Source organism: Enterococcus sp. DIV2371, from assembly GCF_050498525.1.
GTDB lineage: Bacteria > Bacillota > Bacilli > Lactobacillales > Enterococcaceae > Enterococcus_B > Enterococcus_B mangumiae.
The window spans coordinates 651,320-675,613 of sequence record NZ_JBIPAJ010000001.1 but is presented as its reverse complement, the minus strand read 5'-3'; the positions used below and the strand labels follow the sequence as shown (position 1 = coordinate 675,613).

The following is a 24,294-nucleotide window of genomic DNA, read 5'->3' as shown; positions in this document are numbered from 1 at the left end:
TGTTTTCAATTAAGCATTGATTGTAACTGTTTGTTGATCTAATTGTTTGCCGTAAGCATCATAAGCAACAACTTCCACAGTTTGATCTGCTTGAATTGAGAGATTACCTACATAGTAAGAAAATACGCCATCTTTGACTGAATTCCCACTAACAACACCTTGTGGTGCACCATCAATCACTAAATCAATAGATGAAACATCTCCCGTAAAGGTACCAGTGATTGAATTGCCACCTACTTTAAATGGATCAGGTGTAATGGTACCTTCTGTAACCGTTGCAGTTACTTCAGTAGCGACAGAACTAATACCATCTGAATTTACTGCTGTAATTTGATACATGTTACCTGCTCGTACTTTGCTTGATAGAATAATACTAAATGTACCATCTTCACTAACTTCACCACGACCTACTTCTTTTCCATTTAAAGTAATGACTACTGTATCACCAGCTTGTGCAGTCCCAGTGATTTTTCCAGCTCCTTCTTTAACTGCATCCACTGTTGGTTGTAGTGGGCGAGCTGCTAAGACTTTTGCATTGACCTCTTCACTTCTTGCATTCCCTTTTTTTGCCATGACAATCAATTGTGTATCTTTTGCTTGAGCCGGAATCGTCACTTCATAGGTACCATCTGCTTTGACTTCGGCTTCGCCGATAATATTTTTCAAATGATCTTTCACATAGACCGTGCTACCTGCCTCACCTGTACCTGTAACGGTTGTATCGCCAGCATAAATATCATTGACTGTTGGTGTATCAACACCATTATCGATAGTGACTTCTTTTTCATCTAGTCGTTTACCGTATTTATCGTATCCGACAACTGTGACTTTTTGACCTGCTTTGATATGGTCTCCTACATAGAAGTTAAATTGTCCATTAGCTACATTCGCTCCAGAAGTTTTACCTAATTCCACGCCATCGACAAATACAGCAATTGTAGTAACATCGCCTGTATATGTTCCTGTAATGGATAATTCTCCTAGAACATAATCATTTGGTTTTACTTGTCCGGAAGTCGCAACGACTACTTTTTTCACTGTTTCAGATTGGACATTATCATCATTTACTGCATACACTTCATAAGTTTCACCTTGTTTTGCACGATACGTACCAGTTAAAAGTTCAAATGTTCCATCAGCTTTGACTTTTCCACGACCGATTTCTTTTCCATTCACAGTGATAACAATAGTATCGCCTGCTTGGCCTTTACCTGTTACTTTTCCGGCACCATCTTTGATATCATCAACACTCGGCGCTTGTGGAAGTTGGTCGATAACTATTTTAGACACCAACTCACTGGCTTCCTCACCATCTTTTGCTAAAATTGTTAGTTCTGTACCTGCCTTTTGCGCTGGAATCGTTACTTCAAACGTACCGTCTTCCTTCACTTCAGCTTGGCCTAAAATCGTTGAACCTAATTTGACATAGACGGTTGTACCCGCTTGTCCAGTTCCTGTTACCGTTGTATCGCCAACATAAATATCATTGACTGTTGGTGTTTGAATTGTTTCTTTGTTATAGATCGTCAATTCTTTTTCATCCAAACGTTTACCATACTTATCGTACCCAACAACTGTTACGACATCCCCCATTTTAATGTTTTTTCCAACATAATAGGTGAATTGTCCATCTTTTACACTAGCTCCAGAAATCGTTCCTTTGTTCACACCATTGATAAAGACCGCAATAGAAGTGACATCGCCAGTATAGCTTCCGGTCACATTTGCGTCCCCAATCGTATAATCATCTGGATTGACTTTTCCTGCAGTGGCAATAACTTTGACATCTGTAATTTCAGAGCCTGCGTTTTCTGAATTAAAGGCTTGAACAGAGTACACATCTCCCGCTTTTGCACGATACGTGCCAGTCAAGATCTCGAATGTACCATCTTCTTTAACCGTTCCTGTGCCAACTTCTTTTCCATCAACAGTGATGACAATTTTATCGCCGGCTTTTCCTTGTCCTGTGACCTTACCTGCTCCTTCTTTGATTGGATCAACGGTGGGTTTCATGGCAGCTTCTGCGTTCACTGTCACTTTGACTGTTTTTTCTTTTCCTGATGCGGAAACAAATGTAATACTATATTCACCTGGTTTACTTGTGTCAACATTCGTTTCTTTCACTGTGACAGCTTCTTCTTTTCCGTATTTGTCAGTTGCTTTCGCTTCCGCTTTTTCAATCGCTGCTTCGTCTGTTAGATCAAACCCATAATCTACTTCAAAATCATGTGCTTCGATCGTTGCATTTTCTTCTGGCGCATCTTTGACAGTCACTTTGACTGTTTTCTCTTTTCCTGATGCAGAAACAAATGTAATACTATATTCACCTGGTTTACTTGTGTCAACATTCGTTTCTTTCACTGTGACAGCTTCTTCTTTTCCGTATTTGTCAGTTGCTTTCGCTTCCGCTTTTTCAATCGCTGCTTCGTCTGTTAGATCAAACCCATAATCTACTTCAAAATCATGTGCTTCGATCGTTGCATTTTCTTCTGGCGCATCTTTGACAGTCACTTTGACTGTTTTCTCTTTTCCTGATGCAGAAACAAATGTAATACTATATTCACCTGGTTTTGAAGTATCTACATTACTTTCTTTGACTGTGACCGCTTCTTCTTTACCATATTTGTCAGTTGCTTTTGCTTCAGCTTTTTCGATCGCCGCTTCATCGGTTAGATCAAAGCCATAATCTACTTCAAAGTCATGCGCTTCAATGGCTGGTTCTACTGTTGGATCTTTCACTGTTACTTTACGTTCTACGGTCTCAACATTGAAATCAGAATCCCAAACTGTATAAGTAACGGTATACTCGCCTGCTTTACCAGTATCAACAATACCACCGTATTTGATTTCAGAGGTTAAGTCCCCATCTTCGTTATCATACGCAGTGACACCTGAAATTGGATCAAAGCTATCTCCTACATTGATTTCCAAATCGTCTGCACCACTAATAACGGGCGCATTTCCTAGCGTTGCAACCACTTCAACTTCCATCATTTTAGTAGCTTTGTTTCCGTCACTATCAGTCACTTCATAAGTAATGAATTGTGAACCTAGTTTATCGGTATAAATTTGCCCTAAAACTTTGATTTGATCAGTAATATCGCCATCTTCATTGTCATATGCTTGTGCATAAAGTGTTGGATCAAATTTACTATTTTGTTTGATTGTTAGTTTATCTGGACTCATTACCACTGGTTTACTTGCATCACTTTGGACTGTCACAACCCGTTCTGCAGTCGCTACTTTACCATCTTTGTCATACACATAATATTTTATCGTATATTCTCCTGGAGTAGATGTATCAACAGATCCTGTATACGTTAGATTATCAGTTATATCATTTCCTTGACTATCTTGTGCAGTAACGCCTTCAAGTGGATCAAATTTCGCACGTTCATCAACTCTCACGTCATCTGCGCCCTTGATCACCGGACCATCTGTTACTTGATCAACTACATGGATCGTAACTGTTTGTTCAGTCGTATTTCCGTCCTTATCTGTTACAGATAATTTCAACTCATAATCGCCTGCTTTAGACATATTGACTCCAGAAGCATCGGCTTTGACTTGGTCCGTTAAATCACCGTCTTCTGGATCTTCAGCGGTTACGCCTAATAATGGGTTTAATGTTTCTCCTACTTGATAGGTCATATCTGTTGCATGGATGATTGGTTCGGAACCAATGATTGGTTTGTTTTTAACAGTTACTTTCACTGTTTTTTCTTTTCCTGAATCAGAAACAAATGTGATACTATATTCACCTGGTTTTGAAGTATCTACATTACTTTCCTTGACTTTGACCGCTTCTTCTTTACCGTATTTGTCGGTTGCTTTCGCACCAGCTTTTTCAATCGCCGCTTCGTCTGTTAAATCGAAACCATAGTCTACTTCAAAATCATTTGCTTCAATTGAGGAATGGTTTTCTTCAACTGTTACCAATCCCATTTCACTAGTTGATCCGTCTGATCCAAATGAAGCAGTAGCAAAAAGTGTACTTCCAACTTTATAATTATCATATTGTTTCAATTTTTCAACAGGGATTGAGAAATCACCGTTGTCATCTGATTGGACAGTTATATCAACTTGGGCTGGCTTGGTAATACGTAATTGGACAGATGCATTTGGGGATGTCTTTCCTCTTAAATCATCTCCATATATATAGGGTGTCTCAAATACTGGCGTTTCTGCTTTTACGGATTCTTTCACCGTTACTTTAACTGTTTTTTCTTTTCCTGATGCGGAAACAAATGTGATACTGTATTCACCGGGTTTGCTTGTGTCAACATTCGTTTCTTTGACTGTGACAGCTTCTTCTTTGCCGTATTTATCGGTTGCTTTTGCTTCAGCTTTTTCAATCGCTGCTTCATCGGTTAAATCAAACCCGTAATCTACTTCAAAATCATGTGCTTCGATCGTTGCGTTTTCTTCTGGTACATCTTTGACCGTTACTTTGACTGTTTTTTCTTTTCCTGATGCGGAAACAAATGTGATGCTGTATTCACCGGGTTTGCTTGTGTCAACATTCGTTTCTTTGACTGTGACAGCTTCTTCTTTGCCGTATTTATCGGTTGCTTTTGCTTCAGCTTTTTCAATCGCTGCTTCATCGGTTAAATCAAACCCGTAATCTACTTCAAAATCATGCGCTTCGATTGTTGCGTTTTCTTCTGGTGCATCTTTGACCGTTACTTTGACTGTTTTTTCTTTTCCTGATGCGGAAACAAATGTGATACTGTATTCGCCCGGCTTACTTGTATCTACATTATTTGCTTTAACTCTGACACCTTCGATATTTCCGTTGGCATTTGTAGCAGTTGCTCCCGCTTTTTCAATAGCAATCTGATCATTAAAATCTGCACCATATTCTAAGGTAAAATCATTAGCTGTAATCGACGCTTTATTTTCTGTGATTTTTGTGGATGCTACTAGACTGATTGCTTGACTATAATAATCATCTGCACTCATAAAATATAAAGTAGCACCAATTTTGTATTCAGTTAAAGCCTTTAACTGAGAAGCTGAAACTGTAAAGTTACCTGATGAGTCAGTTTCAACAGTCATATATCCACCAAAATCATTCATATCAGAAATATAAACTTTCGAGTTTGGATATGCTATACCTTTAATTTCTGTGTTATAGGCATAGCTTTCAGCTACTTTAGGTGTAGGATAATGGATCAGAGTAGTTTCTACTTCACTATAATTGGCATTTTCTATATCCCCAGATTTGACATAAAGTTTAGTACCTGGAGTATGTTTTGCAAGAGAATTTAACAAAGAACTTGATGCAGTAAAATTACCTGAAGAATCTGAATGAACAGTGACAAATTCTTCGAAGCCGTCACTATCAGAAATCACAACATCTGTATCAGGTGTCGTTTTTCCTTTCAAATCCGTTTGATAAATATATGGATTTTCAAGAACTGGTTTTTCATATTTAGCTGATTTCACAGTAATCACTACTGTTTTACTTTTTCCTGATTCGGGCGAAGTAAATGTCACATTATAATTTCCAGGTTTATTTGTATCTACATTCCCTGATACTGTTACGTTATTCGTTACATCATTGCCATATTTATCAGTTGCTTTGACTCCTGTTACTTGTTTGGCCACACTATCATTCCAGGTTGATCCGTATTCGACAGTAGCATTGTTTGCTGTAATCGTTGCTTTATCTGCTGGTGCATCTTTAACAGTCGCCACTACAGTAGTACTTTTACCTGATTCTGGTGATGTAAATGTCACGTTATAATTTCCAGGAATTTTTGTATTTACATTTCCAGAAACCTGCACATTATTTGTAACATCATTGCCATTTGCATCAGTCGCTCTTACACCAGACATTTGAATAGCAATATTGCTGTTATACGCTGATCCATAATCCAGTGTAAAATTATTAGCAGTAATTGTAGCCTTATCTTCAGTAATCTGAGTAGACACTGTGTGACTAAGCAATCCTGATACGTTATTATTAGAACCGGCTGCCCCACTCCTTATATACATAGTCTTTCCTGAAGCGTAGCCTGCTAAACTTTTTAATTGGTTTGAACTTACTGAAAAGTTACCAGACCCATCTGTAGTTGCTGTTACCCAGCCAGAAGCGAAAGACGAATCATCAGAAATGTATACTTCCGAACCAGGATAAGCGGTCCCAGTGATTGGTGAATCATAAGTGTAACTATTACTTACTTTTGGAGTACTATAATGTACATATGTCGTATCATCACTTCCAAAAAGTCCTGATGCATCGACACTTCTTACTGTAATTACATCTCCAGGTTGGATCATGTATTCAGCAACACCAATTTCAAAATTTCCAAAAAGATCTGCGTTAACCGTGGATGTTACACCCGTACTACTTTCACCTTTAAAACCAGTTACCCGAAAAAGGGGCTCACAAGTTCCTTTAATTGTTTTACTTTCTCCATAATAGTATTCTCCTGATGTAATCTTAGTATTCAAAATTCTACTACCGGAAGAATTTGTTGTTATTTGTTGTTTTTCATTAGTATTTTCTTTACTATCAGATAGTCCGCTGGTAGTTGTAGAGTTTGTCGTCACTTCATCAGCAAGAGCTAAACCTGTTCCGACAAATGTATTTGTCATCATTCCTGCTGTCATAAACATTGCCAGCAGTTGCTTTTTTCTTTTTTTAGTTAACTTTTTTTTACTCATAAATTTTCCCCCTTATAACTTCATAAAACTAGATTTTATCCAGCTGTTACATTTTAAGAGATTATTATTTGTAAAAATGTTCAGTTCTAGGTTTTTTTTAAGAACAAAATTGAACTCAACTATCTGATATAATATTTTTTAAACATATAGTTAAAAAAATCATCATAATCATGTTGAATGAAGTATAAATAATTGGTCCTTAAACGTTCTAGTAACATAAACATAATAATAGTTAGGGATAAATCAAATAAATTTTGTATCAGTATCTGGTCATGAACGATCAATCAATGTAAAAGCTTATTGATTGCTATCCAAAATTCTAAAAATAAAAAATCATTGAAGTTACTGAAAAGTTAACAAAATAATTTCTGATACTTTCTCAATCTCTTCTTACTGTAAGAATATTCTTTCACATATGTGATTGGAATTCTTCTTGATTATATTATTTTCGTCATCTAAAGCTGCAACACTAAATATCCACTTTTCTTTTTTGTTAGGTTATTAGTAACTATTCATATTAGTTAAACAGATAATCTTCTTTTTTATCTGTTCTATAAAATCGCTTCACTAAATTAAATACACCGCCGCTCCTTATGATCTAAATAATCATTTTCATAGTCCGTGAAAAGAACTTCTATCACCATTTTTTTTGTTACTATTATTGATAAGCAGTGACCACTAGGTATACTAGAATTACATTTGAAAAACAAAAAAGATTAGTTTTATCTCTTTTTAACCCGTTTCTGTTTATTCATTTGTGAAAGATCTTGTCAGGGTGTAGGTAATCTAGTGGTCAGTGCTTTTTACAGCAATAATGTAAATCGAATTTCTTTACTTCATACATAATTAAATATTTCATTTTATTCGATTTGATAAACCGTTTTGTGAAGATAATTTTACATTGTTATATGTTATTCTCTTTATAAGCTTTGGTCACTTATATTTTTATTCAATATATGAACGTATAAACATAAAAACAAACTTAATCAATGTGTTTTGAACACAAATTTTCATCCATTCGTGATTTTGCACAAATAAAATCACGTTAAAATATATGGTGACCAACAGCTTTTTACTTTTCTATTTCAATTTTTCCGAGATTATTAAATGCGAAATTATCATTGTTACCGCCTTGTAACTAATTCTAGTATGAGAAACAAATATAGCCTTTTGATTTTGTTTCTCACTTTTTTGTTTTGCTATTCAGCATCTATTTATCTCCCTAGTTCCATTCGTGACTTTTTAAACACCATTTCTTGAGTATTGAATTGGTTATTTTCCTGATACTATATGTAGTAAGCTTCGGTCACTATATTGCAACTTTATTTATAAACCCTAAACCTAGTGTCAACATGAAAGACATCGTTAAATGCGCCTTTTCTTTCATATTATTTTGTCCATTCATGAGTTTGTGAAAATAGACTTATTTCCAACAGTATAGTGGCCGATAGCTTTTTCGTATTAAAATTACTTATAGATATATAATTTTTCTATATTGGTGATTCATAAAAAAGTGCTGCTGGAAAACACAAATGTTTTCCAGCAGCACTTTTTTTAAAGGCCAATTTAATTTTTGCCTACTCAATCACCAACCCCAATCCTGCCGCAATAATGACTGCTTGTTCTTGATTGACGGTCAGTCCGCGAAGTAATTCCAATGACAGGTTGATTTGTGAGAATGTATTCGTTGTAAAATCTAATCCTTTCAGTGCCGTATTGAACCAATTTGAGCCTGAAAGTTCATTATTTTCCAATACTAGATTTTTCCAATTACTATCAAAAAAATCACTATTATTCAATTGATTATCGCTAAATCGAACGAACTTCATATTCGTATAGCTAAAAGAAGACAGATTAGCTACACATTCTTCAAAGACGCAGTCTCTTAAAAAGCTGTCAGAAAAATTGGTTCCAGTCAATTTGCATTGCTTGAAATGCACGCGATGAAAACTTGCGCCAAACCACTCTAAATTTGAAAAATCGCACTTTTCAAAAACAACATCACTACATTCAAACCGTTCCAAGCGTGATTTTTGCATCGCTAATTTTTTAATATGGCTATTTTTCAATACAGTATTCCGGGAACTAAGATAACTTTGATCTTCTCCTTCAGAAATAATACCTGTAAATGTTGTTTCGTCTTCTAAATAGAACGATCCATCAACTAATTCTGTCAGCTCTGGAGAAGCAATTTTCTTTGCCATACATTCATCCCACCTTTTTCTATTTATCATGCTATTTCTATCATAACAGAATCAAGAAAAAAGAAGATACTTTATTCGATAGATAAGCTTGCTTTAACTTCTATACTAATGAAGAACTTTTTAGCTTTGTTTTCTGTAGGAATTTGACAATGAAACAGCTTTCACCGTAAACTATAGATAACTAGTATTTTATTGATAAAATATGAGATGTATCTTTCAGGAGGCTGCTATTTTGACTAATTACCATTCCAAACCGTTTACATTCCTACGCTTGGCGTTATATACCCTTTGTAGTTTAAATCTATACTACCAATTCATCACAAATTCGATTTTTACTTGGGTGCTTTATCTACTCGCAATGGGATTTGTTGCTTATGACGTTTTTGATATGATCAAGACACGGAAATAATGGATCGATTAAACGAATTATTTTATAAATATGAAAGAATCAAGCTAAACTGGCATGTTTTAGCTTGATTCTTTTAGTTTTTATTGGTTGCTTATCTAAAGACCGAAAACTTCAAGGCTTTTAGAAACGCAGTAATCGCCGAATGTATCTAAAGTTTTTACTCAGTTTAGTGATTGGATTGTAAACCACATTCGTCCCTCTTTGATATGACTCGTCCAATACTATAAATTAGATTTCTTGTTGCTCGAAGTAATCTCGTAATCTCTCCCTTTTACTGTATAAATCTTGATAAGTAGTGACCGTGATGTCAGTCGGTTGAAGGAACGTTTTCGAAGTTTTACATTCTGGATAGTAGTATTGGATTGCTTCGAGCCACTGATGCTTCAACAATAATAAAAATTTAACGATTAATTTCTGATGGAAGTCATTTTATTTCGATTGAATATTTCTAGGAAATCCCCGTTGGCTCCAATACTATATCTATACGATCAATAAATTGATTCCTCGTGTGTTGATCTCGCTTAATTGTGTAGGATAATTGAATTCAATTTTACTTTTTCTTTAGATAATCCCCATCATTCGTTGCGATATAGCTAAGACTCCCTAATTAGCACTTGATCATGCGTTGCTGTCAAATCAAAATCAACAAAAGCTAATTATTATAGCTTTCGAATTTCTTTCATCAACCTGCTCCTTTTAACTGTTTATATTCTTCGATGATTTTGATGCCAGCGCTTGTTCCTAAACGTTCCGCCCCAGCTTCAATCATCTGTAACGCAGTGTCTAAGTCACGAATCCCTCCTGCAGCCTTCACTTTCACTGTTTCACCTACCACGCTTTTCATTAACTTGACGTCTTCTACTGTCGCACCTCCTGTACCGAAACCTGTTGATGTTTTGACATAATCAGGCTTTACTTCTTTTGCGATTTCACATACAGCGATTTTTTCTTGATCCGTTAAGTAACAATTTTCTAAAATGACTTTACTGATGATGTTACCTTTACGAGAAGAATTAACAATCGCTTTCATTTCTTCACGAATATAGCCGAAATCCCCTTCTTTTACCTTACCGATATTGATGACATAATCGATTTCGTCTGCACCATTTTTGATGACATCTTCTACTTCAAAAACCTTCGTCTCAATCGTAGTTTGTCCTAATGGAAAACCAATCGCAGCGCCCACATGGACTTCGCTATCTTCCAAAAAATCACGACATATTGCTACAGGATAAGAATTGATTGCTACCATTTTAAATCCATAGTTAGTCGCTTCCTTACAAAGTTGTTCAAATTCTGCCTTCTGAGCATCCGCTTTCAATAATGTGTGGTCTACCATATTCGCTAATCTTTTTAACTCGATCATTTATTTTCTCCGTCCTTCATTTATTTTCATTTACACTTATATACTATCCTTTAGTTTTTTTGTCAATATATAAAAAGAAATAAGAATAGAGTGTTGATCAATAGTGTTCACTTATTATTCCAATCTAAAACAAAATAATGTATCTGAGGTAAAATTAATATTCACTTTTATTGTATACCTTAGAACTGAATAAACAACGGGAACAGAAGTAACCTCTAATTATTTCTTTCGATTAAGCATTCCTCTCCCGCCCTCTGTTTCTTTCACTTTCGATTGGCACATTTTTTATTCACCGATTATTTAGTTTTCTCTTTCTTTGCATTACGCCATATCTTTGTTGTACAATATCGTTTCATTAAATAAATCAACTGACAAAGTACTGAGCGGTTCATGTTAAGACCTGTTAACTCTCTGTAAAATCATTTAACAACGTCTTCTTTTTATAAAGCAATCATACCTGAAAGCAAAACAGAATAGCAAAAGTGTTTTTTCTATAAATCAAGAATTTTTCTATTTTTATACTTAGAAGTTGTTCCCATTTGACACATACATTCCCTCAGATACGAACAAACCAACAAGCCCCTTTCAATGACGGAGGCCTATTGGTTTGTTTCTTCTTTATTATTTTACTTTTAGTCAGTACTCTTTTTCGGATGCTTGTCACCCAAGTACTGATTCTTTCTGATTGAAATAACAAGCCAGGCTGTAACGATTAAATAGCCAAGCCATAAGAAACGCCGACCACTCAAACCGTTTGTTTTTGGTAGATTCCCTTGTTTTAGTTGTGAAATATCTGCGACAAGGGTGTGTTTCTTGCTCTCGCTTCCATGTGCTTCATTGATCGTTATACCTTTTTCAGTGCTAGTGTCTTCGCCAATTCGTCCAGTGACAGTGACTTGTCCCGTTGTCGAATTTGCTATAACTACTTTAGTCTGCAAAACGTTCGAGATAATGAAGAATAGGCTCGTGATATAAAATAACTTCATACTTTTTTTCATTTGATTTATCCCTTCTTTTCTGGGATTTCAGCGATTCTTTTTTTACGCTACATTAGGAGAGAAACTCAAAACTAATTTAAACGTTGGATTTAACTCTGCTGAAGCATTGACCGGCGTAACTTTACCAGTGAAAGTAAACTTGCCTTCATTCGCCCCTTGATTTCCTTGGAGTCTGAAAAGTTCAGCTACCGTTTCTGTTGGCTTACCATCTTCAAACAAATCAATCGTATTCACTTTTAGTGAATCCACTTCAGCCATATTCGTGGGTGTATCTACGCCAGAAACTGAAGTAATCACACCAACAGCGGAATTATTCGTGATCGTATGTTCAGGTGACGAAATTGTTGTATGATTTGAGGCTGTTGTTGTGTAAAACAAAGCATTGGTTGGAATCGTCACATTGATCCATTGATCCAATTCGTCAGGATTTGGTCCAGGTGTCGTATTATCGAATTCCCCAATAATTCCCTGTACAAGGACATCTCCTGACGTCTCGCCTTTACGCCCGTCAACCACTTGCTCTGCTCCTACGATTGTCCCAGTTGCCATGATCCCTGCGATTGTTGCTGTACTTAGAAGTGCTGCTACTATTTTTTTCATCTAAATTCCCTCATTTTCTTTTTATTTTAGTTATTAACAATAATCATTACTTCCGCTTCAGTGACCCCTTGTTTTTCTTTCGTTTCAGGGTCATAGATATTAACGGTGGCTCTAGCAGGATACTCTCCTTTAGCTAGTTGTTTTTCCAATTTTACATTTTCTACGAATTGGTTCGGATAGATGGCACCAGAAGAATAAATCAGCTCGTCACTAGATATTAAAGAAATATCTACTGCAATCGGATAAACATTCGTCCCAGGATTGACTATCTCGATCGATCCTTCACTCTGTCCGTTCTCAAAGACGGCTTCTGGATTGATTTGTAATGTAAAATAATTGGCATCAGCTACTTCTTGCGCTCGTTCCGCCAATTGTTGATCAGAGGCATCGCCGACCGCTGGTAAAAGATCTGCACTGACCAATGGAACGTGATCTTTTGGTTGATTGAAATAATAGGCGAGACCACCGGCAATCAACAAAAATAGCAAAAACCACAAGAGCCATTTACGCTTATTTTTATTTTGTGCTTGGTTCGTTTCCTCCAATGGATTTACCTCCTTGATAACTATTTTTTTCTTTAAATGCGTGGAACGAATCGTAACACGATTCGGTAATTAGGTACGAGTGTGTTCTCGTAATAGCCTCCTTGGTCAATCTCAGGATTATCAATCCACCGTGGATAATTCCCATAAAATTCTCCCGATAAGGAAAGCGGTGTACGATCTCCTTCTGGTAAACGAATCAAATGTTGCTCCGGCATCGTTGCGTATAACTGTTTTTTAGTCTCTTGCGTTTGGAGATTCAAGCGCAACAATGGCTTCGTAATATCCTCATAACTAGGATCTTCCACATCACTTTCTACATAGTCAAGTGGATCTTCTCCTTCTTTCAAAAGAACGATTCCAGCAGAATCATCAATAGCAACTTGGTTGATATACGTATCGACAGCTACCGAAGATTGATTGTGGATCTCATAGGTTTGGCTCTCAAACTGGCGGTTCGATTCTTCTTCATCATACAATGATTCAAAGATCATTTTAACTGGGATCGTTACCCGCAAATGTTCAACTTTTGAGGTAAGATCGATACCGATCGTCATCTGATATGCTTTATTGCCGACTTCAAGAATAGCGTAGTAACTTCCGTCTTCTTTACTATCTAACGAAAGATCGGTCTCAATGATGCGAAAATCATTGGTCATGTCTTCTTCAGATAAGATGTTTCTTGCTTGCGCACGACTTTCTTGAAGAATGAGCGCATGTAATGCTTCAACAGTATCTATCTCGTTGATCTTAGAACGATCTAACGTAAAGTTATTGCTCCGATAATCAATACCTTTGATGACTGTTTGCTCTTCTGTCACATCCCCAGTCGTATCCCCAGAAGGCTTTGACAGTTTCATTTCGACCTTTGACTCCGTTTCGAGCCGTTCATTTTCTGCTAAGTTGATCTGGAAGGAACGAACTTTCTGTTGATTATCTTGATAGTCTCCCCAGACAATGCGAGGAGAATCTTTTTCAAGAACAACTGTATTTCCTTCTGTGTTTTTATAGGTAATCGTCAAATGATCCACCATTTCTGTGGCATGACCGTGAATCGCTACAGATTGGTCACTCACAGGGTAAAATTTGGCAATGAGTTGTTCAGGAGGAACCGGTTCCCAGATGTAAGTACCTGGATAAGTGCCATCATAGTTATTCATAAACTCGGTTGAGTTTTCAAACGCGATAACCCCCGTTTCGCTCGTTAAACTTTCTTCTAAGACCCATCTGCCTGTATATTGATCAGTTATTTCAATCTGTGGTAAATTTGTCGAATCTCCTGATAGCGTGGATGTGAAAACCGTTTTTTTTCCCAGAACGATTGTCTTTAAAGGTGTATTATTAAACATAGCTACAACCACAATGCCTCTTGCTATATCCCAATTACTGATATCTAATTTTGTTAAAGACGTTGCACCATTGAACATAAACATAGTATGACCTAAAGCTGAGGTATTCCAATTTCCTAAATCTAGTTCTGTGATTGAGCTTGCAAATTGGAACATGAAGCTCGTATTAGTTACCTTCGATGTATTCCAGCTACTTATATCCAATTGAACTAAAGAACTCGCATTTTGGAACATGCCACTCATATCTGTGACATTTGACGTATCCCAATTACGTAAATCTAATTCTCTTAGATTTGATGTATCGGAAAACATCAGCTGCATGTTTTCGACATTTGAAACATCCATTCTATCAATATTCTCGATTATTTCCAGATTTCGCAAGCCTATAAACAGACCTTGTGAATTTTTCGGTAATATCACTTGATCTTCCACGATAATTTGTTTAACCAAAGAATAGGTTTTCCAAGGTGCATCAGCTACTGCGCCAGCTTCTCCACCATATAATCTGATTGTTTCAGTTTCTTCCTCATACGACCAAGGAACCGTTCCCCATAGATTCTGTTCAGGCTCGTAGGTATAGACAACCGTTTGTTCTTCTACTCTAAAAGTTCCAGAGGCATTTTCAGGAGTCTTACTCAATTGCCAACCACTGATGCTTAATGCTTCGGTTGTGTAGGTTTGATCAACTAATCCAGTCAGCACGCTAGGATCAGCTAATTGATTCCCTTCCTCATCTTCATGCTTTACAGTAACATTTCCACCTTGAACTGGTTCAAAGACTGCACGAATCACAGAGTTTCCAGCTCCATTTTGGCTTACAGCAAGATCCTGGCTAGTTGGATGAAATATAAATATTGGACCTGAAGCGACTTCCCAACGTAAAAATCGGTAGCCGGGATTAGGAAATGCATTCATATTACCCAGAGTATCTCCTACACGGAGCCATACCACATTCGATCCTGCCGAATCAGTTCGTCTAGGATTACCGCCAGCTGGTGGACTTGCTACTAACTCTAAACGATATTCAGTCGTACGATTACTCTTTTCTGATTCTTCTGACTTTTCTGGATTTTCCGAAGTCGCTGTTACTTCCTGATTATCAGAAGAGCTTGAATGATCATGCGCATAGGCTAGTTGAAATGGGAGATGGGGCAAAAGTAAAACCATGATCAATAATAACTTTCCAACGGTTCGGCTAATTGTATTTATTTTCATACCACTCCTCCTAGTATTTGACCTACTGTATTATTCCAATTAGAAACTTATAGCGAACAAAGTTTAGACATTCTTTTTATTAACTGTCATTTTTTGTTGGCTCGAAGATAAATCTTTCCCAAATGTTCTGTAAGTCAACTTGCATGTTTATTACTTCACTAAGATTACATTGATTTTTTAATGAAATAAAATCATCTATTTCATTAACGTCTGAAATAAATGAAAAAAAACAGTCGCTATTTTTATTAGCAACTGTGGAAAAACATTAGTTATATGTTTTACGATAAGGATTTATTTTTCTTTCTAATCGTTGCCAATCATGTTCATTTGGAACAGCTTTTAACAAAAGAAAATCGCTCTCAATAATGTAATCCAAAAGATAACGATTGTAATTTGTTACAATCAAATCAATATGGGCGGCGTTCAATACTTCTTCTGCTAGGTAATAAAGAGGTAAAAAAACTAATGTATGTTTACTCCCAAATTGTTGACGTACACGAGTGATAATTTGTTGACACACAAAATGATCCCCTTCCAGAAGAAAGTAAATTGTTTTACTGGGTAAATAAAAATCAAAAATCAAATTACTATAAATCGTTAAGCTCACGCTTATATCTTCCATGTATTTTGTAGAAATAGTGTAGTTCTTCCTTTCTTTTTTTAAAAAACGTAAATTCCGTTGATAATTCTCATTATCTGAGCGTATGACTGCTTTTTTTATCTCTATCGCCTCTTTATTTAATACAGGTGACAATAAATCATTTATTTTTCTAGATAAAAAAAACGAACGTAAGAATGTTGTGACTTTTGGATCAATTTTTTTTGGAAAATCAAATTCTTTGAGATATCGATTGGTAAGTTGAGAAATTTCTGTGCCTACATGAAATTCTTTATAAAAATTTTTCTCTGATTCCTCTTGATCTAGGGTACGTTTGCAGATAGTGACTAAATAGATCCACGCGAATTCTTCTTTTGATAATTCAACCATATAAAGTTTTTTGATGTCCTCTTTCAAAGAATGAAGGAGAGAGAAATTCTTTGCTTTGTATGCTGATTTTGCTAATTTTCTAGGAATCTCTATAGAAAAACCAAGCCCTGCACGTTTGATTGCAATATAAAAAGTATAATAAAATGCTGCCGGCGTAGTTCCAGATCCAACCTCATCTTGGCCCAGTTTATTGCTTAATTTTTTTAAAACCAACTCATGTAATTCAATATCAGGAACAAGCGTATAGGGCGTTTCTACTCCTTCATAATAAAAATCTTTAAAGAATTTCCGCAAATTAGCTTCTCGTCCTTCAATCGATAAGGGATTAGATACCCATTCTAGTCCATAACTTTTTAAAACTGTCGTTGATCGATTCAATAATCGCCGAAAGGTACTCTCTGAAAAATGATAGAAATGTGCAAGTTCATCGATATTCGACAATTTCCCTAAAAAAATATTCCCTATGATTTCAAATAAACATTCATTTTCTAATAATTTTTGTTTTCTTTCTTGGTATATCGAAGGTTTTTTTTCTTTAAAAAAGATTCCACTATTGCCTGATTCTAAACTGATACAATCATCAAAATAGTCTTTGATGTACTTGATATCATTCGCAATCGTTCGTTGTGTCACTTGGATTTTTTCGGCCACTTCTCCAATCGTAAAGAATCGTCTTCGTTCGATCATGCTCAATATTCGAAACAAACGGCTCGTCGTCCGATTACTGATAAATGCTAATTGTAAGTCTTTCAATATTTCCACCTCACCTTATCTTCCTCTCTAAATATAAATAACACAACCAAGCGGAATGATAAACTATATTGTTTCTACTTGAGAGAAAAAATAAAAGTAAAACTGGCAGTTTTTTTCGTTCTATTTTGCTTACTAAACCTTATGGTAGTTATGATTTATTCAATAATTACACAACGTCTTCTAAATGAATGCTCATACCCATTTTTATATTTTTCCCAGGATTCCAAATGACTCCTACTGTTATAAGCAGAGTTACCAACGAAGTAATTTTTCCAAATATGTAGGACTATTATTGCCAATTGATCAATCTTATTAGTTACTAATTCTCTATAATCCAAAAAAAGCTGGTTCTCCTCACATTAAAACAGCTGATTTATAACAATTTATTTATTTTTGCTTATTATCCACAAACTCAAGTTCTTGATTCTCCTCAAAAATCCATTTGCAATTATCGTTTTTTGTCGACCTTGCTTTAGTAACTTATAAAAATATGCATTAAATAAAAAAACATGCCTTTCTCCTCCGTCAGATAAACGTAGGAGAAAGGCACATAGAAAATTTCTAGATATATTTAATATTTTTTTCATACCTGAGTGAATAATTTATTGGAATCATCATGGTTTTATCCACTTCAATGGACTATCGTTCTCTTCTCTCCCAATGCCGCCAAGTCATCATTTCATGAAAGGCAATATGCACATCTAAATGCTTATTCGACGCTCCGCCATTCGCATCATCCGCCCATTTCAGCGCATACTCTGGAACCTTTGCCAATTCAGTATGCATATAGTCTCTTCCAAATCCAACAAACTGAGCATTTGGTGCTTTATCTGGTTCCTCTCCAGATAAAAACACTGTACCTGAGAGAATAATTGGTTTTCCAACATTTCGAGCATATGCTAGATGGTTTTTAGAAGCCTCTGCAATCGCATTTGCTGTCGTTCTAAAAGACATCACTACTGTCGTATTCGCTTCTTCGATCATTGCTCGATAGAGTAGTGTTTTTTTACCACGATACGTAACTGGATATCTGTCACGGTCCCACCACATTCCCGTTGACCAGTCAAAGGTTGTGTAATCTCCATATACATTCGTTGCATCAACTGCAAAATCAATCAGTTGTTGCATCATCCTTGCTTGTACGTCATATCCTTTATCCCAATAGCGCTCGCCAGTGCTATCTCTTAATTGATTCGGCTCAACATTCAAATGTACCCCAGCAAACTGTGCATCTTTTGCTATATTTTGATAAGCTAAGTACCCTTTCATCAATAAATGAAAACGATTAGGATTGTTTAACCAAGTACCATTGTTACTTAGAAGCAAATAGACATCAATTCCCTTGGCATTTGCTGCTTGAATAAAATTTTGTGTGGGGATAACTACATTAGTCGTACCATTTGAACCAAAAGTGTTACTCGGGTTTACCTCGCTTAACCTGGTTTGATTCAAATAAATCTCTGTTATCCCATTATTCTTTGCATAGTCTAAGTAACTTTCGCTATGCGCTAAATTCAAATTACTCGTATCCCACCACCACACACCTACGCGCTCAGTGGTTGGTTTGAAAAGTGATTCATCTGCTTGTACGTCCGTACTAAAAAAAGCACCAAATGTAATGACGAATAAAACCGTAACGAGTATGTGGACTAAGCTTCTTTTTTTCATTGGATTCCTTCCTCCTGTATACGTAACTTTCGATTTTAATTTTTATTTTGAATCATCTGTATCTTTGCTTGTATGAGGAATCAAAATCATCTCCTCATGCTCTTTATTCTCCTCATCTGGTGTTAATACGATATTACTTTCCGCTCTAGACACTTTATATTTTGCTTCTTCGCTAATACCAGCAGGATCTTCCCATGTCATCATGTCTTTTTCTAAACGATAATTGATTTCAAACGCCATTTCTCTTACAAACTCATCTGCTGTATCTTTTATGCTTGCCTCTGAGCTATCAATGGTAAAAGTAATAACATCATCGGAAAAAGATGCAATCATCTTATTGCCTGACCTATCCTCAAAGCCTTTCACTGTCCAATCGTTTGCTTGTAGATCCTTTACTGTGACCCCGCTCGCACAACCACTTAGAACCACAAAAGACAAGATGATCAATAGACTACCAACTACTTTTTTCATTTGCCCCTCCAACATTTTTATTTCTAAAGTCCAACAATTTGAAGCAATAGTGGTAAAAAAATAAGCCATCATCCTTGAAATTTATCCTTCAAATAGTTACGGATGATGGCTCATTACCAAATTGTTTTTTTATAGAACGTTAATTATTTAATTATTAGGAAGTACCAGATCGCTGATGATACAGCTCTCTACTCGTCCTGATTTATAACATCTTACTCGTTGTTTCGTAGATTTGTTGTAATCCTTGCTTTAATATAGTCCTTACGGAGTTGGCACAACCGCTTGGAATTGCAACACCATATCAAACGTTGGAACGATCACATCTGAAGTATTTGTATTTGGAATTGCTGTTCCTGTAAATCCAAAAGTTCCGACAGGTGCTGTTCCACCTTCAGCAGCATTTTTTGTTAAAGACATGAATGATGTTGGATTACTTAGTGCTGTTCCATTTGTGACAATCGGAATAGTCGTATTCTGACCAACTACAGCTAACTCTAAAGCGGATAGACTATCTAGATTTGTTGGAGTTGCCAAACCAGTGATGTTGATGTTCACATCCCACGCTGAATTGTTCGTCACAGTATAGCTTGGTGATTCAACGACAGTATGCCCAGACTCACCAGTTGTAAAAAAGATCGCGGATGTTGGTACTGTTACGTTGATCATTTCATCTGGATTGGTCGGCGGAATCTCCCCAGGGTCTACAGTATTGTCTAAGCCAACACGTCCAGTAACTGGTATATTTCCATCTGCCTCTCCATTAAATGTGGTGGCTGCAACTGAAGCTGCTCCAGCTCCTAATAACGTACCCATCATTGCTACTGTTCCGACTATTTTTTTATACTTCTTCATCAAATTTTCTCCTCCATGTTCCATTGTTTTATTTGCAAACAAGAAATCATCGTTCGCATCATGTAACAGCTACTTCCAATTTATGCAGTTTTCACCTAAGCCTTTCGAATTATCAACCTAAGCAAAGCAAACTTATTATGATCAACCCCCACGAGTTCTGGTATTAGTGGTGGATGTAAACTTAGGATGTTGATCAAAATGAATGACGTGGTGAAAAAACAAGACGCTACAGGTGTATACTCTGCTTAGTTTGTTTATGATCATCTGGCTAGATAGCAGAAAATCTCAAAAATTGGTAGGAGCTGCTAGATGATGCGTACGATAATTTCTTGTTCGTTGTACGAAATTTGTATCGATCAGAAATTATTTATCTCTGTCCCTCTTTTTTTAAAAAAAGGAAGCGGACACTTAGTAAAATCATAAGAACACCTGCTAATTGTATCCACAAGTTCCCTTCACTTCCAGTTTTTGGCAAGTTTGCGAGTAAGCTCGGTTTACTCTGAGTTCTGTTCGGTAATCTTGATGTATCAACGACTAAAACATCTCTGTCATTTCCTTTTGTTCCATCATCTGAACCAGGAGTTGTTCCTGGTTCTTGTGGTGTATGAGTACTACCGATTTGCCCTTCTACACGCTTGAAGAATGATTGGTCTTCTGAGGCATGAACATAGTAGTTAGAACTAGCTAGAAAGATCACTCCTACAAACAATAAAAATTGTTTCAGTTTACGCATTAAGTTTCTCCTTTCATTCATTTAATTATTGATAGTGATGGAAATCTCTGCTTCCGTAATTCCTTGACGCTCATTCGTTTCTGGATCATAGATATTGATGCGTGCAACAGCTTGATACTCCCCTTTATCAAGTGATTTATCTAATTTAGCGCCAACGATTTGTTGATTTGGATGAATGGATCCAGAAGAATAGATTACTTCTTCCGAATCTGCTAAAAAGAGATCGACCGCGATTGGATACACATTACTTCCTGGATTCACGATCTCAATTGAGCCTTCCGATTCCCCATCTTCAAAAATAGCTGTCGGCGCTATTTGCAAAGTAAAATAGTTGGCATCCGCAATCTCTTGCGCGCGCTCTGCAATTTCAATGTCACTTGCATCCCTTAAACCGGGTAACAACTCCGCACTAACAACTGGAACAGGCTCATTCTCTTGATTAGTGAAATATAAAAAGACTCCACCAATAATCAATAGAAGTAATCCCAATACGATCCATTTCTTTTGCTTTTTCTTAGCCATCCATTCTTTCTCCATTTCCCCAATAAGATTATTGTTCGTTTTTCTTGATAAATACTCCTACGACAGATTTGGCACGAAACGTAAAACCAAGTTGAAAGTAGGCGTGATGTGACTACTTCCTTCTGGTAATTCTTCTGCTGTTCCTGTGAATGTGAAGGTGTTCGTTTCTTCAGTTGCTAATTCAAATAAACGAAATGCCTCTGTTTGATGGGCACTTCCTTGACTGATCAAGACATTTTCTCCTCCATCAGCAGCCACATTCAACTCTTCAATGATATCCATATTCTTCAACTCTGTAGGTTCGACTACATTTACGAAAACAGCAAAAGGTGACTCATTCCCAATCTCATAATCTGGTGAAACAATATCTCTATGCTTGGATTCAGAAGTCGTATTGAATACAGCGGATGTTGGGATTCTTATGGATAGTAGTGAATTCAATTCTTCAAAAACCGCCACCAATTTAGTATCTTCTTCTCCCATAACAAAAGTAGTTATTGCTTGATTGGTATCTGCAATCGTCCCTTCCCCACTCTCGATCCGCCAATGAGAAAAACGCCATCCTGATTCGGCTGTTGCACTGATATCAATCATTTCCCCACGTTCAACACTGGTTGAGGTAGCCGGGGAGACAGTTCCTTGTCCTTCAGCTTCAATAATTAGATTTGAAAAGGTTCTAGGTTGCCAAACCCAGGTATCTGCCATGGTTGCTCCATCGTAGTTTGCCATTAGTTGCGCACTAGTAAATACAAAACTTCCTTTTGGCTCATCCACAGTTCCTTCACCGACATTTTGCCAATTCGGATGATGTGTTGCTGAACTAGTTAACGGAAGAAGTCCAGGGCCTCCTCCTACCATATTAAAAACGAAGCTACTTCCTAAAGTCAGTTGTTCTAACGAAATACGATCAAACATAGCCAGCATATTAGAAACTTGTCGAGTATCAAAACTGGATAAATCAAGTTTTCTTAAACTTCGAGCATCCGCAAACATTCTCCACATATCTCTAACATTGCTTGTATCAAAGTTTGATAAGTCAACTGATTCCAAACTTCGAGCATCCGCAAACATTGAATGCATTCGAGTGACTTTACTCGTATCAAAATTTGATAAATCAAGTGACTTTATATTACTAGCACTAGCGAACATCCACCACATCTCTGTGACGTTACTCGTATCAAAATTAGAAAGATCTATTTCACTAAGGCTAACACTACTAAACATACCCGACATATCAGTCACTTGACTGGTAACAAAATTAGAGACATCTAACTGGTCCACTCTTGCTAATCCACGGAACATATGACTCATATCTGTTACTTGGTGTGTTTCGAAACTAGAGACATCTAACTTTCTAAGATTTGCCAATTCAGTAAACATTTGTGCCATATTTGTGACATTACTCGTATCAAAGCTTGAGACATCTAGTTCTAGTAACCCAGATGAGCGAAGAAACATACTATTCATATCGGTCACATTACTAGTATCAAGATAGTGCATTCCTTCAATCGTTTGTAGATTGCTCAAGTAAGCAAAGAATCCTTGTCTTGTAGAATCAGCACCACCAGCATGAGGCGCAAAGTTTTTTGTTCCTCGCTGACTTCCATGCAGTACAACTGGTCCAGTTAGCACGATTCTAGTAATTGAATCACTATATGCCGTATGATTAAAATAATCCGTTGATTCGTAATTTCCTCCCACATCATTCACTTCATCAAAAATCCCTGAACCTAATGTCAGTGTCCCAGTATCATCGATCACCCACGGAATCGTACCGACTTGACCTGTATATACGGCATTTACTCCAGGTGGTAAAGCAATTCTTTCTAACTCCTCAGGTACATCTAACTCGTCTTCTGCTATCTCTGAATGATCTACTATTGACGATAGTTCTTGCTCTGGTAAAACTACTTCTGGTTGGATTTCTTCATCAATTCCTTGCACTTCTTCATTAACTTCTTCAAAAGAAGTTTCCTCATTGTTTCCAGAAATTGACTCTGGTACTTCAACATCGATTGGTTCATCGGGAACAACTAACTGATCGCTCATTAACTCATCTGATTGAATATCAGGCGCGTGAATATCGATTGCTAATACCTGTCCGATTGGCAAAAGCAAAAGCATACTTGTTGTAATTATACCCAAAGAACGTTTTTTTAATTTTGACTTTTTAGTCACTATTTTTAACCTCCCCTAACTTTTTCACCGTGTAAAATGTGATGAATGCTTAATATAACTTATTTATATTTTGGAAATATGTTTGTTGGCATACCAATAAAATTCTGCAACAAAGCGCTTTGTCGATACACAAAGTGTAGCACCTCACTAATTTTTAATCTATTTATAATTTTATTCGAATCTAGAAAAAAAGCTGCACTCAGCGGATTAAAATTATTGAGATTTTGTTCTTTTAAATCTTTTTGTCGTTATTTATTTTTCTCTCTATTTTTTTTATTTCAATTTTTTTTTTTAGAATACTAAAAAAGAAGTATTCAAATATTATTTGTTCAATAATCAATTATTAAGAATAAATACTTTAGTATTTAGACATAAACAACCAAAAAAACGTTTGGTTGTTTTATCTTTGGAATTATTACAATAAAAATAAAAAGATCCCTGTTTTTTTATATTTCTTTTATTTGAATTTTTTTATGCTTTGACTCTTTATTCAAGCTTTTCATCAAAAAATCCTTCAGATCGTTGATTGATCTAAAGGATTTTTTGATATGTAACTCTTATTAAATGAGTTACTTTTTATTCAGTTTTAGGATGCGAAAGATAACTTATGTGTCTGAGACAAAAGTAAATTTTTACTTTTATTGTATATCTAAAAAGCGAATAAAAGACGAGAGTAGAAGTAACCTCTTCATACATAAGACGGAATCCACAAAAATTTAAAAAGTGATTTTCGTATATTCCGTCTTATTTCTCGAGGCTGCCCCGTATTGTCCC

16 protein-coding genes are annotated in these 24,294 nt (G+C 36.3%); 1 reads left to right on the top strand and 15 read right to left on the bottom strand.

Annotation, left to right across the window (positions count from 1 at the left end; translation table 11 throughout):
• Window positions 1-9: 9 nt before the first annotated feature.
• On the bottom strand, window positions 10-6,672 hold the full coding sequence (locus tag IGL24_RS03105; protein WP_429968390.1) for an immunoglobulin-like domain-containing protein: 6,663 nt from the start codon (window positions 6,670-6,672) through the stop codon (window positions 10-12).
• A gap of 1,577 nt (window positions 6,673-8,249) precedes the next feature.
• Window positions 8,250-8,876: a pentapeptide repeat-containing protein gene (locus IGL24_RS03100; protein ID WP_206859450.1), complete on the bottom strand. Its 627-nt coding sequence runs from the start codon at window positions 8,874-8,876 to the stop codon at window positions 8,250-8,252.
• A 232-nt stretch (window positions 8,877-9,108) separates the two neighbouring features.
• Here IGL24_RS03100 and IGL24_RS03095 point away from each other — a divergent pair, with 232 nt between their 5' ends.
• Complete coding sequence (locus IGL24_RS03095) at window positions 9,109-9,285, top strand: hypothetical protein (RefSeq protein WP_206859451.1); 177 nt, start codon at window positions 9,109-9,111, stop codon at window positions 9,283-9,285.
• 228 nt (window positions 9,286-9,513) lie between these two features.
• Here IGL24_RS03095 and IGL24_RS03090 read toward each other — a convergent pair whose 3' ends face one another.
• From IGL24_RS03090 to IGL24_RS03030, 13 genes are all read right to left on the bottom strand, one after another.
• Entirely contained in the window at window positions 9,514-9,672 is a 159-nt protein-coding gene (locus IGL24_RS03090; RefSeq protein WP_429968389.1) for a hypothetical protein, read from the bottom strand.
• A 295-nt stretch (window positions 9,673-9,967) separates the two neighbouring features.
• Window positions 9,968-10,651 carry a deoxyribose-phosphate aldolase gene (gene deoC / locus IGL24_RS03085; RefSeq protein ID WP_206859452.1) on the bottom strand — a complete coding sequence of 228 codons (684 nt, stop codon included), beginning with the start codon at window positions 10,649-10,651 and terminating at the stop codon, window positions 9,968-9,970.
• A 632-nt stretch (window positions 10,652-11,283) separates the two neighbouring features.
• Window positions 11,284-11,637, bottom strand: coding sequence for a hypothetical protein (locus IGL24_RS03080; protein ID WP_429968388.1), 354 nt, complete (start codon window positions 11,635-11,637; stop codon window positions 11,284-11,286).
• A 54-nt stretch (window positions 11,638-11,691) separates the two neighbouring features.
• Window positions 11,692-12,249, bottom strand: a complete 558-nt coding sequence (locus IGL24_RS03075) for a hypothetical protein (protein WP_206859455.1) — start codon at window positions 12,247-12,249, stop codon at window positions 11,692-11,694.
• A 26-nt stretch (window positions 12,250-12,275) separates the two neighbouring features.
• Window positions 12,276-12,794, bottom strand: a complete 519-nt coding sequence (locus IGL24_RS03070) for a hypothetical protein (protein ID WP_206859457.1) — start codon at window positions 12,792-12,794, stop codon at window positions 12,276-12,278.
• A 32-nt stretch (window positions 12,795-12,826) separates the two neighbouring features.
• Window positions 12,827-15,355, bottom strand: a complete 2,529-nt coding sequence (locus tag IGL24_RS03065; RefSeq protein ID WP_207699737.1) for a BspA family leucine-rich repeat surface protein — start codon at window positions 15,353-15,355, stop codon at window positions 12,827-12,829.
• A gap of 265 nt (window positions 15,356-15,620) precedes the next feature.
• A complete protein-coding gene (locus tag IGL24_RS03060) occupies window positions 15,621-17,096 on the bottom strand; it encodes a helix-turn-helix domain-containing protein (RefSeq protein ID WP_207699738.1) in 1,476 nt (491 codons plus the stop codon).
• A gap of 639 nt (window positions 17,097-17,735) precedes the next feature.
• The gene (locus IGL24_RS03055) at window positions 17,736-18,764 is read right to left on the bottom strand and encodes a hypothetical protein (RefSeq protein ID WP_206859458.1); all 1,029 of its coding nucleotides are present in this window, start codon (window positions 18,762-18,764) and stop codon (window positions 17,736-17,738) included.
• A 42-nt stretch (window positions 18,765-18,806) separates the two neighbouring features.
• Window positions 18,807-19,235, bottom strand: coding sequence for a hypothetical protein (locus IGL24_RS03050; protein ID WP_206859459.1), 429 nt, complete (start codon window positions 19,233-19,235; stop codon window positions 18,807-18,809).
• 261 nt (window positions 19,236-19,496) lie between these two features.
• On the bottom strand, window positions 19,497-20,087 hold the full coding sequence (locus IGL24_RS03045; protein WP_206859460.1) for a hypothetical protein: 591 nt from the start codon (window positions 20,085-20,087) through the stop codon (window positions 19,497-19,499).
• A gap of 367 nt (window positions 20,088-20,454) precedes the next feature.
• On the bottom strand, window positions 20,455-20,820 hold the full coding sequence (locus IGL24_RS03040) for an LPXTG cell wall anchor domain-containing protein (RefSeq protein ID WP_206859461.1): 366 nt from the start codon (window positions 20,818-20,820) through the stop codon (window positions 20,455-20,457).
• 21 nt (window positions 20,821-20,841) lie between these two features.
• Window positions 20,842-21,357, bottom strand: a complete 516-nt coding sequence (locus IGL24_RS03035; protein WP_206859462.1) for a hypothetical protein — start codon at window positions 21,355-21,357, stop codon at window positions 20,842-20,844.
• A gap of 42 nt (window positions 21,358-21,399) precedes the next feature.
• On the bottom strand, window positions 21,400-23,520 hold the full coding sequence (locus IGL24_RS03030; protein ID WP_207700270.1) for a BspA family leucine-rich repeat surface protein: 2,121 nt from the start codon (window positions 23,518-23,520) through the stop codon (window positions 21,400-21,402).
• Between the last annotated feature and the right edge of the window lie 774 nt (window positions 23,521-24,294).

Excerpts from the sequence above, each read along its gene's own strand:
- IGL24_RS03050 (WP_206859459.1), bottom strand. The coding sequence starts at position 19,235 with ATGAAAAAAGTAGTTGGTAGTCTATTGATCATCTTGTCTTTTGTGGTT.
- IGL24_RS03055 (WP_206859458.1), bottom strand. The coding sequence starts at position 18,764 with ATGAAAAAAAGAAGCTTAGTCCACATACTCGTTACGGTTTTATTCGTC.
- IGL24_RS03035 (WP_206859462.1), bottom strand. The coding sequence starts at position 21,357 with ATGGAGAAAGAATGGATGGCTAAGAAAAAGCAAAAGAAATGGATCGTA.
- IGL24_RS03080 (WP_429968388.1), bottom strand. The coding sequence starts at position 11,637 with ATGAAGTTATTTTATATCACGAGCCTATTCTTCATTATCTCGAACGTT.
- deoC (WP_206859452.1), bottom strand. The coding sequence starts at position 10,651 with ATGATCGAGTTAAAAAGATTAGCGAATATGGTAGACCACACATTATTG.
- IGL24_RS03075 (WP_206859455.1), bottom strand. The coding sequence starts at position 12,249 with ATGAAAAAAATAGTAGCAGCACTTCTAAGTACAGCAACAATCGCAGGG.
- IGL24_RS03065 (WP_207699737.1), bottom strand. The coding sequence starts at position 15,355 with ATGAAAATAAATACAATTAGCCGAACCGTTGGAAAGTTATTATTGATC.
- IGL24_RS03100 (WP_206859450.1), bottom strand. The coding sequence starts at position 8,876 with ATGGCAAAGAAAATTGCTTCTCCAGAGCTGACAGAATTAGTTGATGGA.
- IGL24_RS03045 (WP_206859460.1), bottom strand. The coding sequence starts at position 20,087 with ATGAAGAAGTATAAAAAAATAGTCGGAACAGTAGCAATGATGGGTACG.
- IGL24_RS03105 (WP_429968390.1), bottom strand. The coding sequence starts at position 6,672 with ATGAGTAAAAAAAAGTTAACTAAAAAAAGAAAAAAGCAACTGCTGGCA.
- IGL24_RS03040 (WP_206859461.1), bottom strand. The coding sequence starts at position 20,820 with ATGCGTAAACTGAAACAATTTTTATTGTTTGTAGGAGTGATCTTTCTA.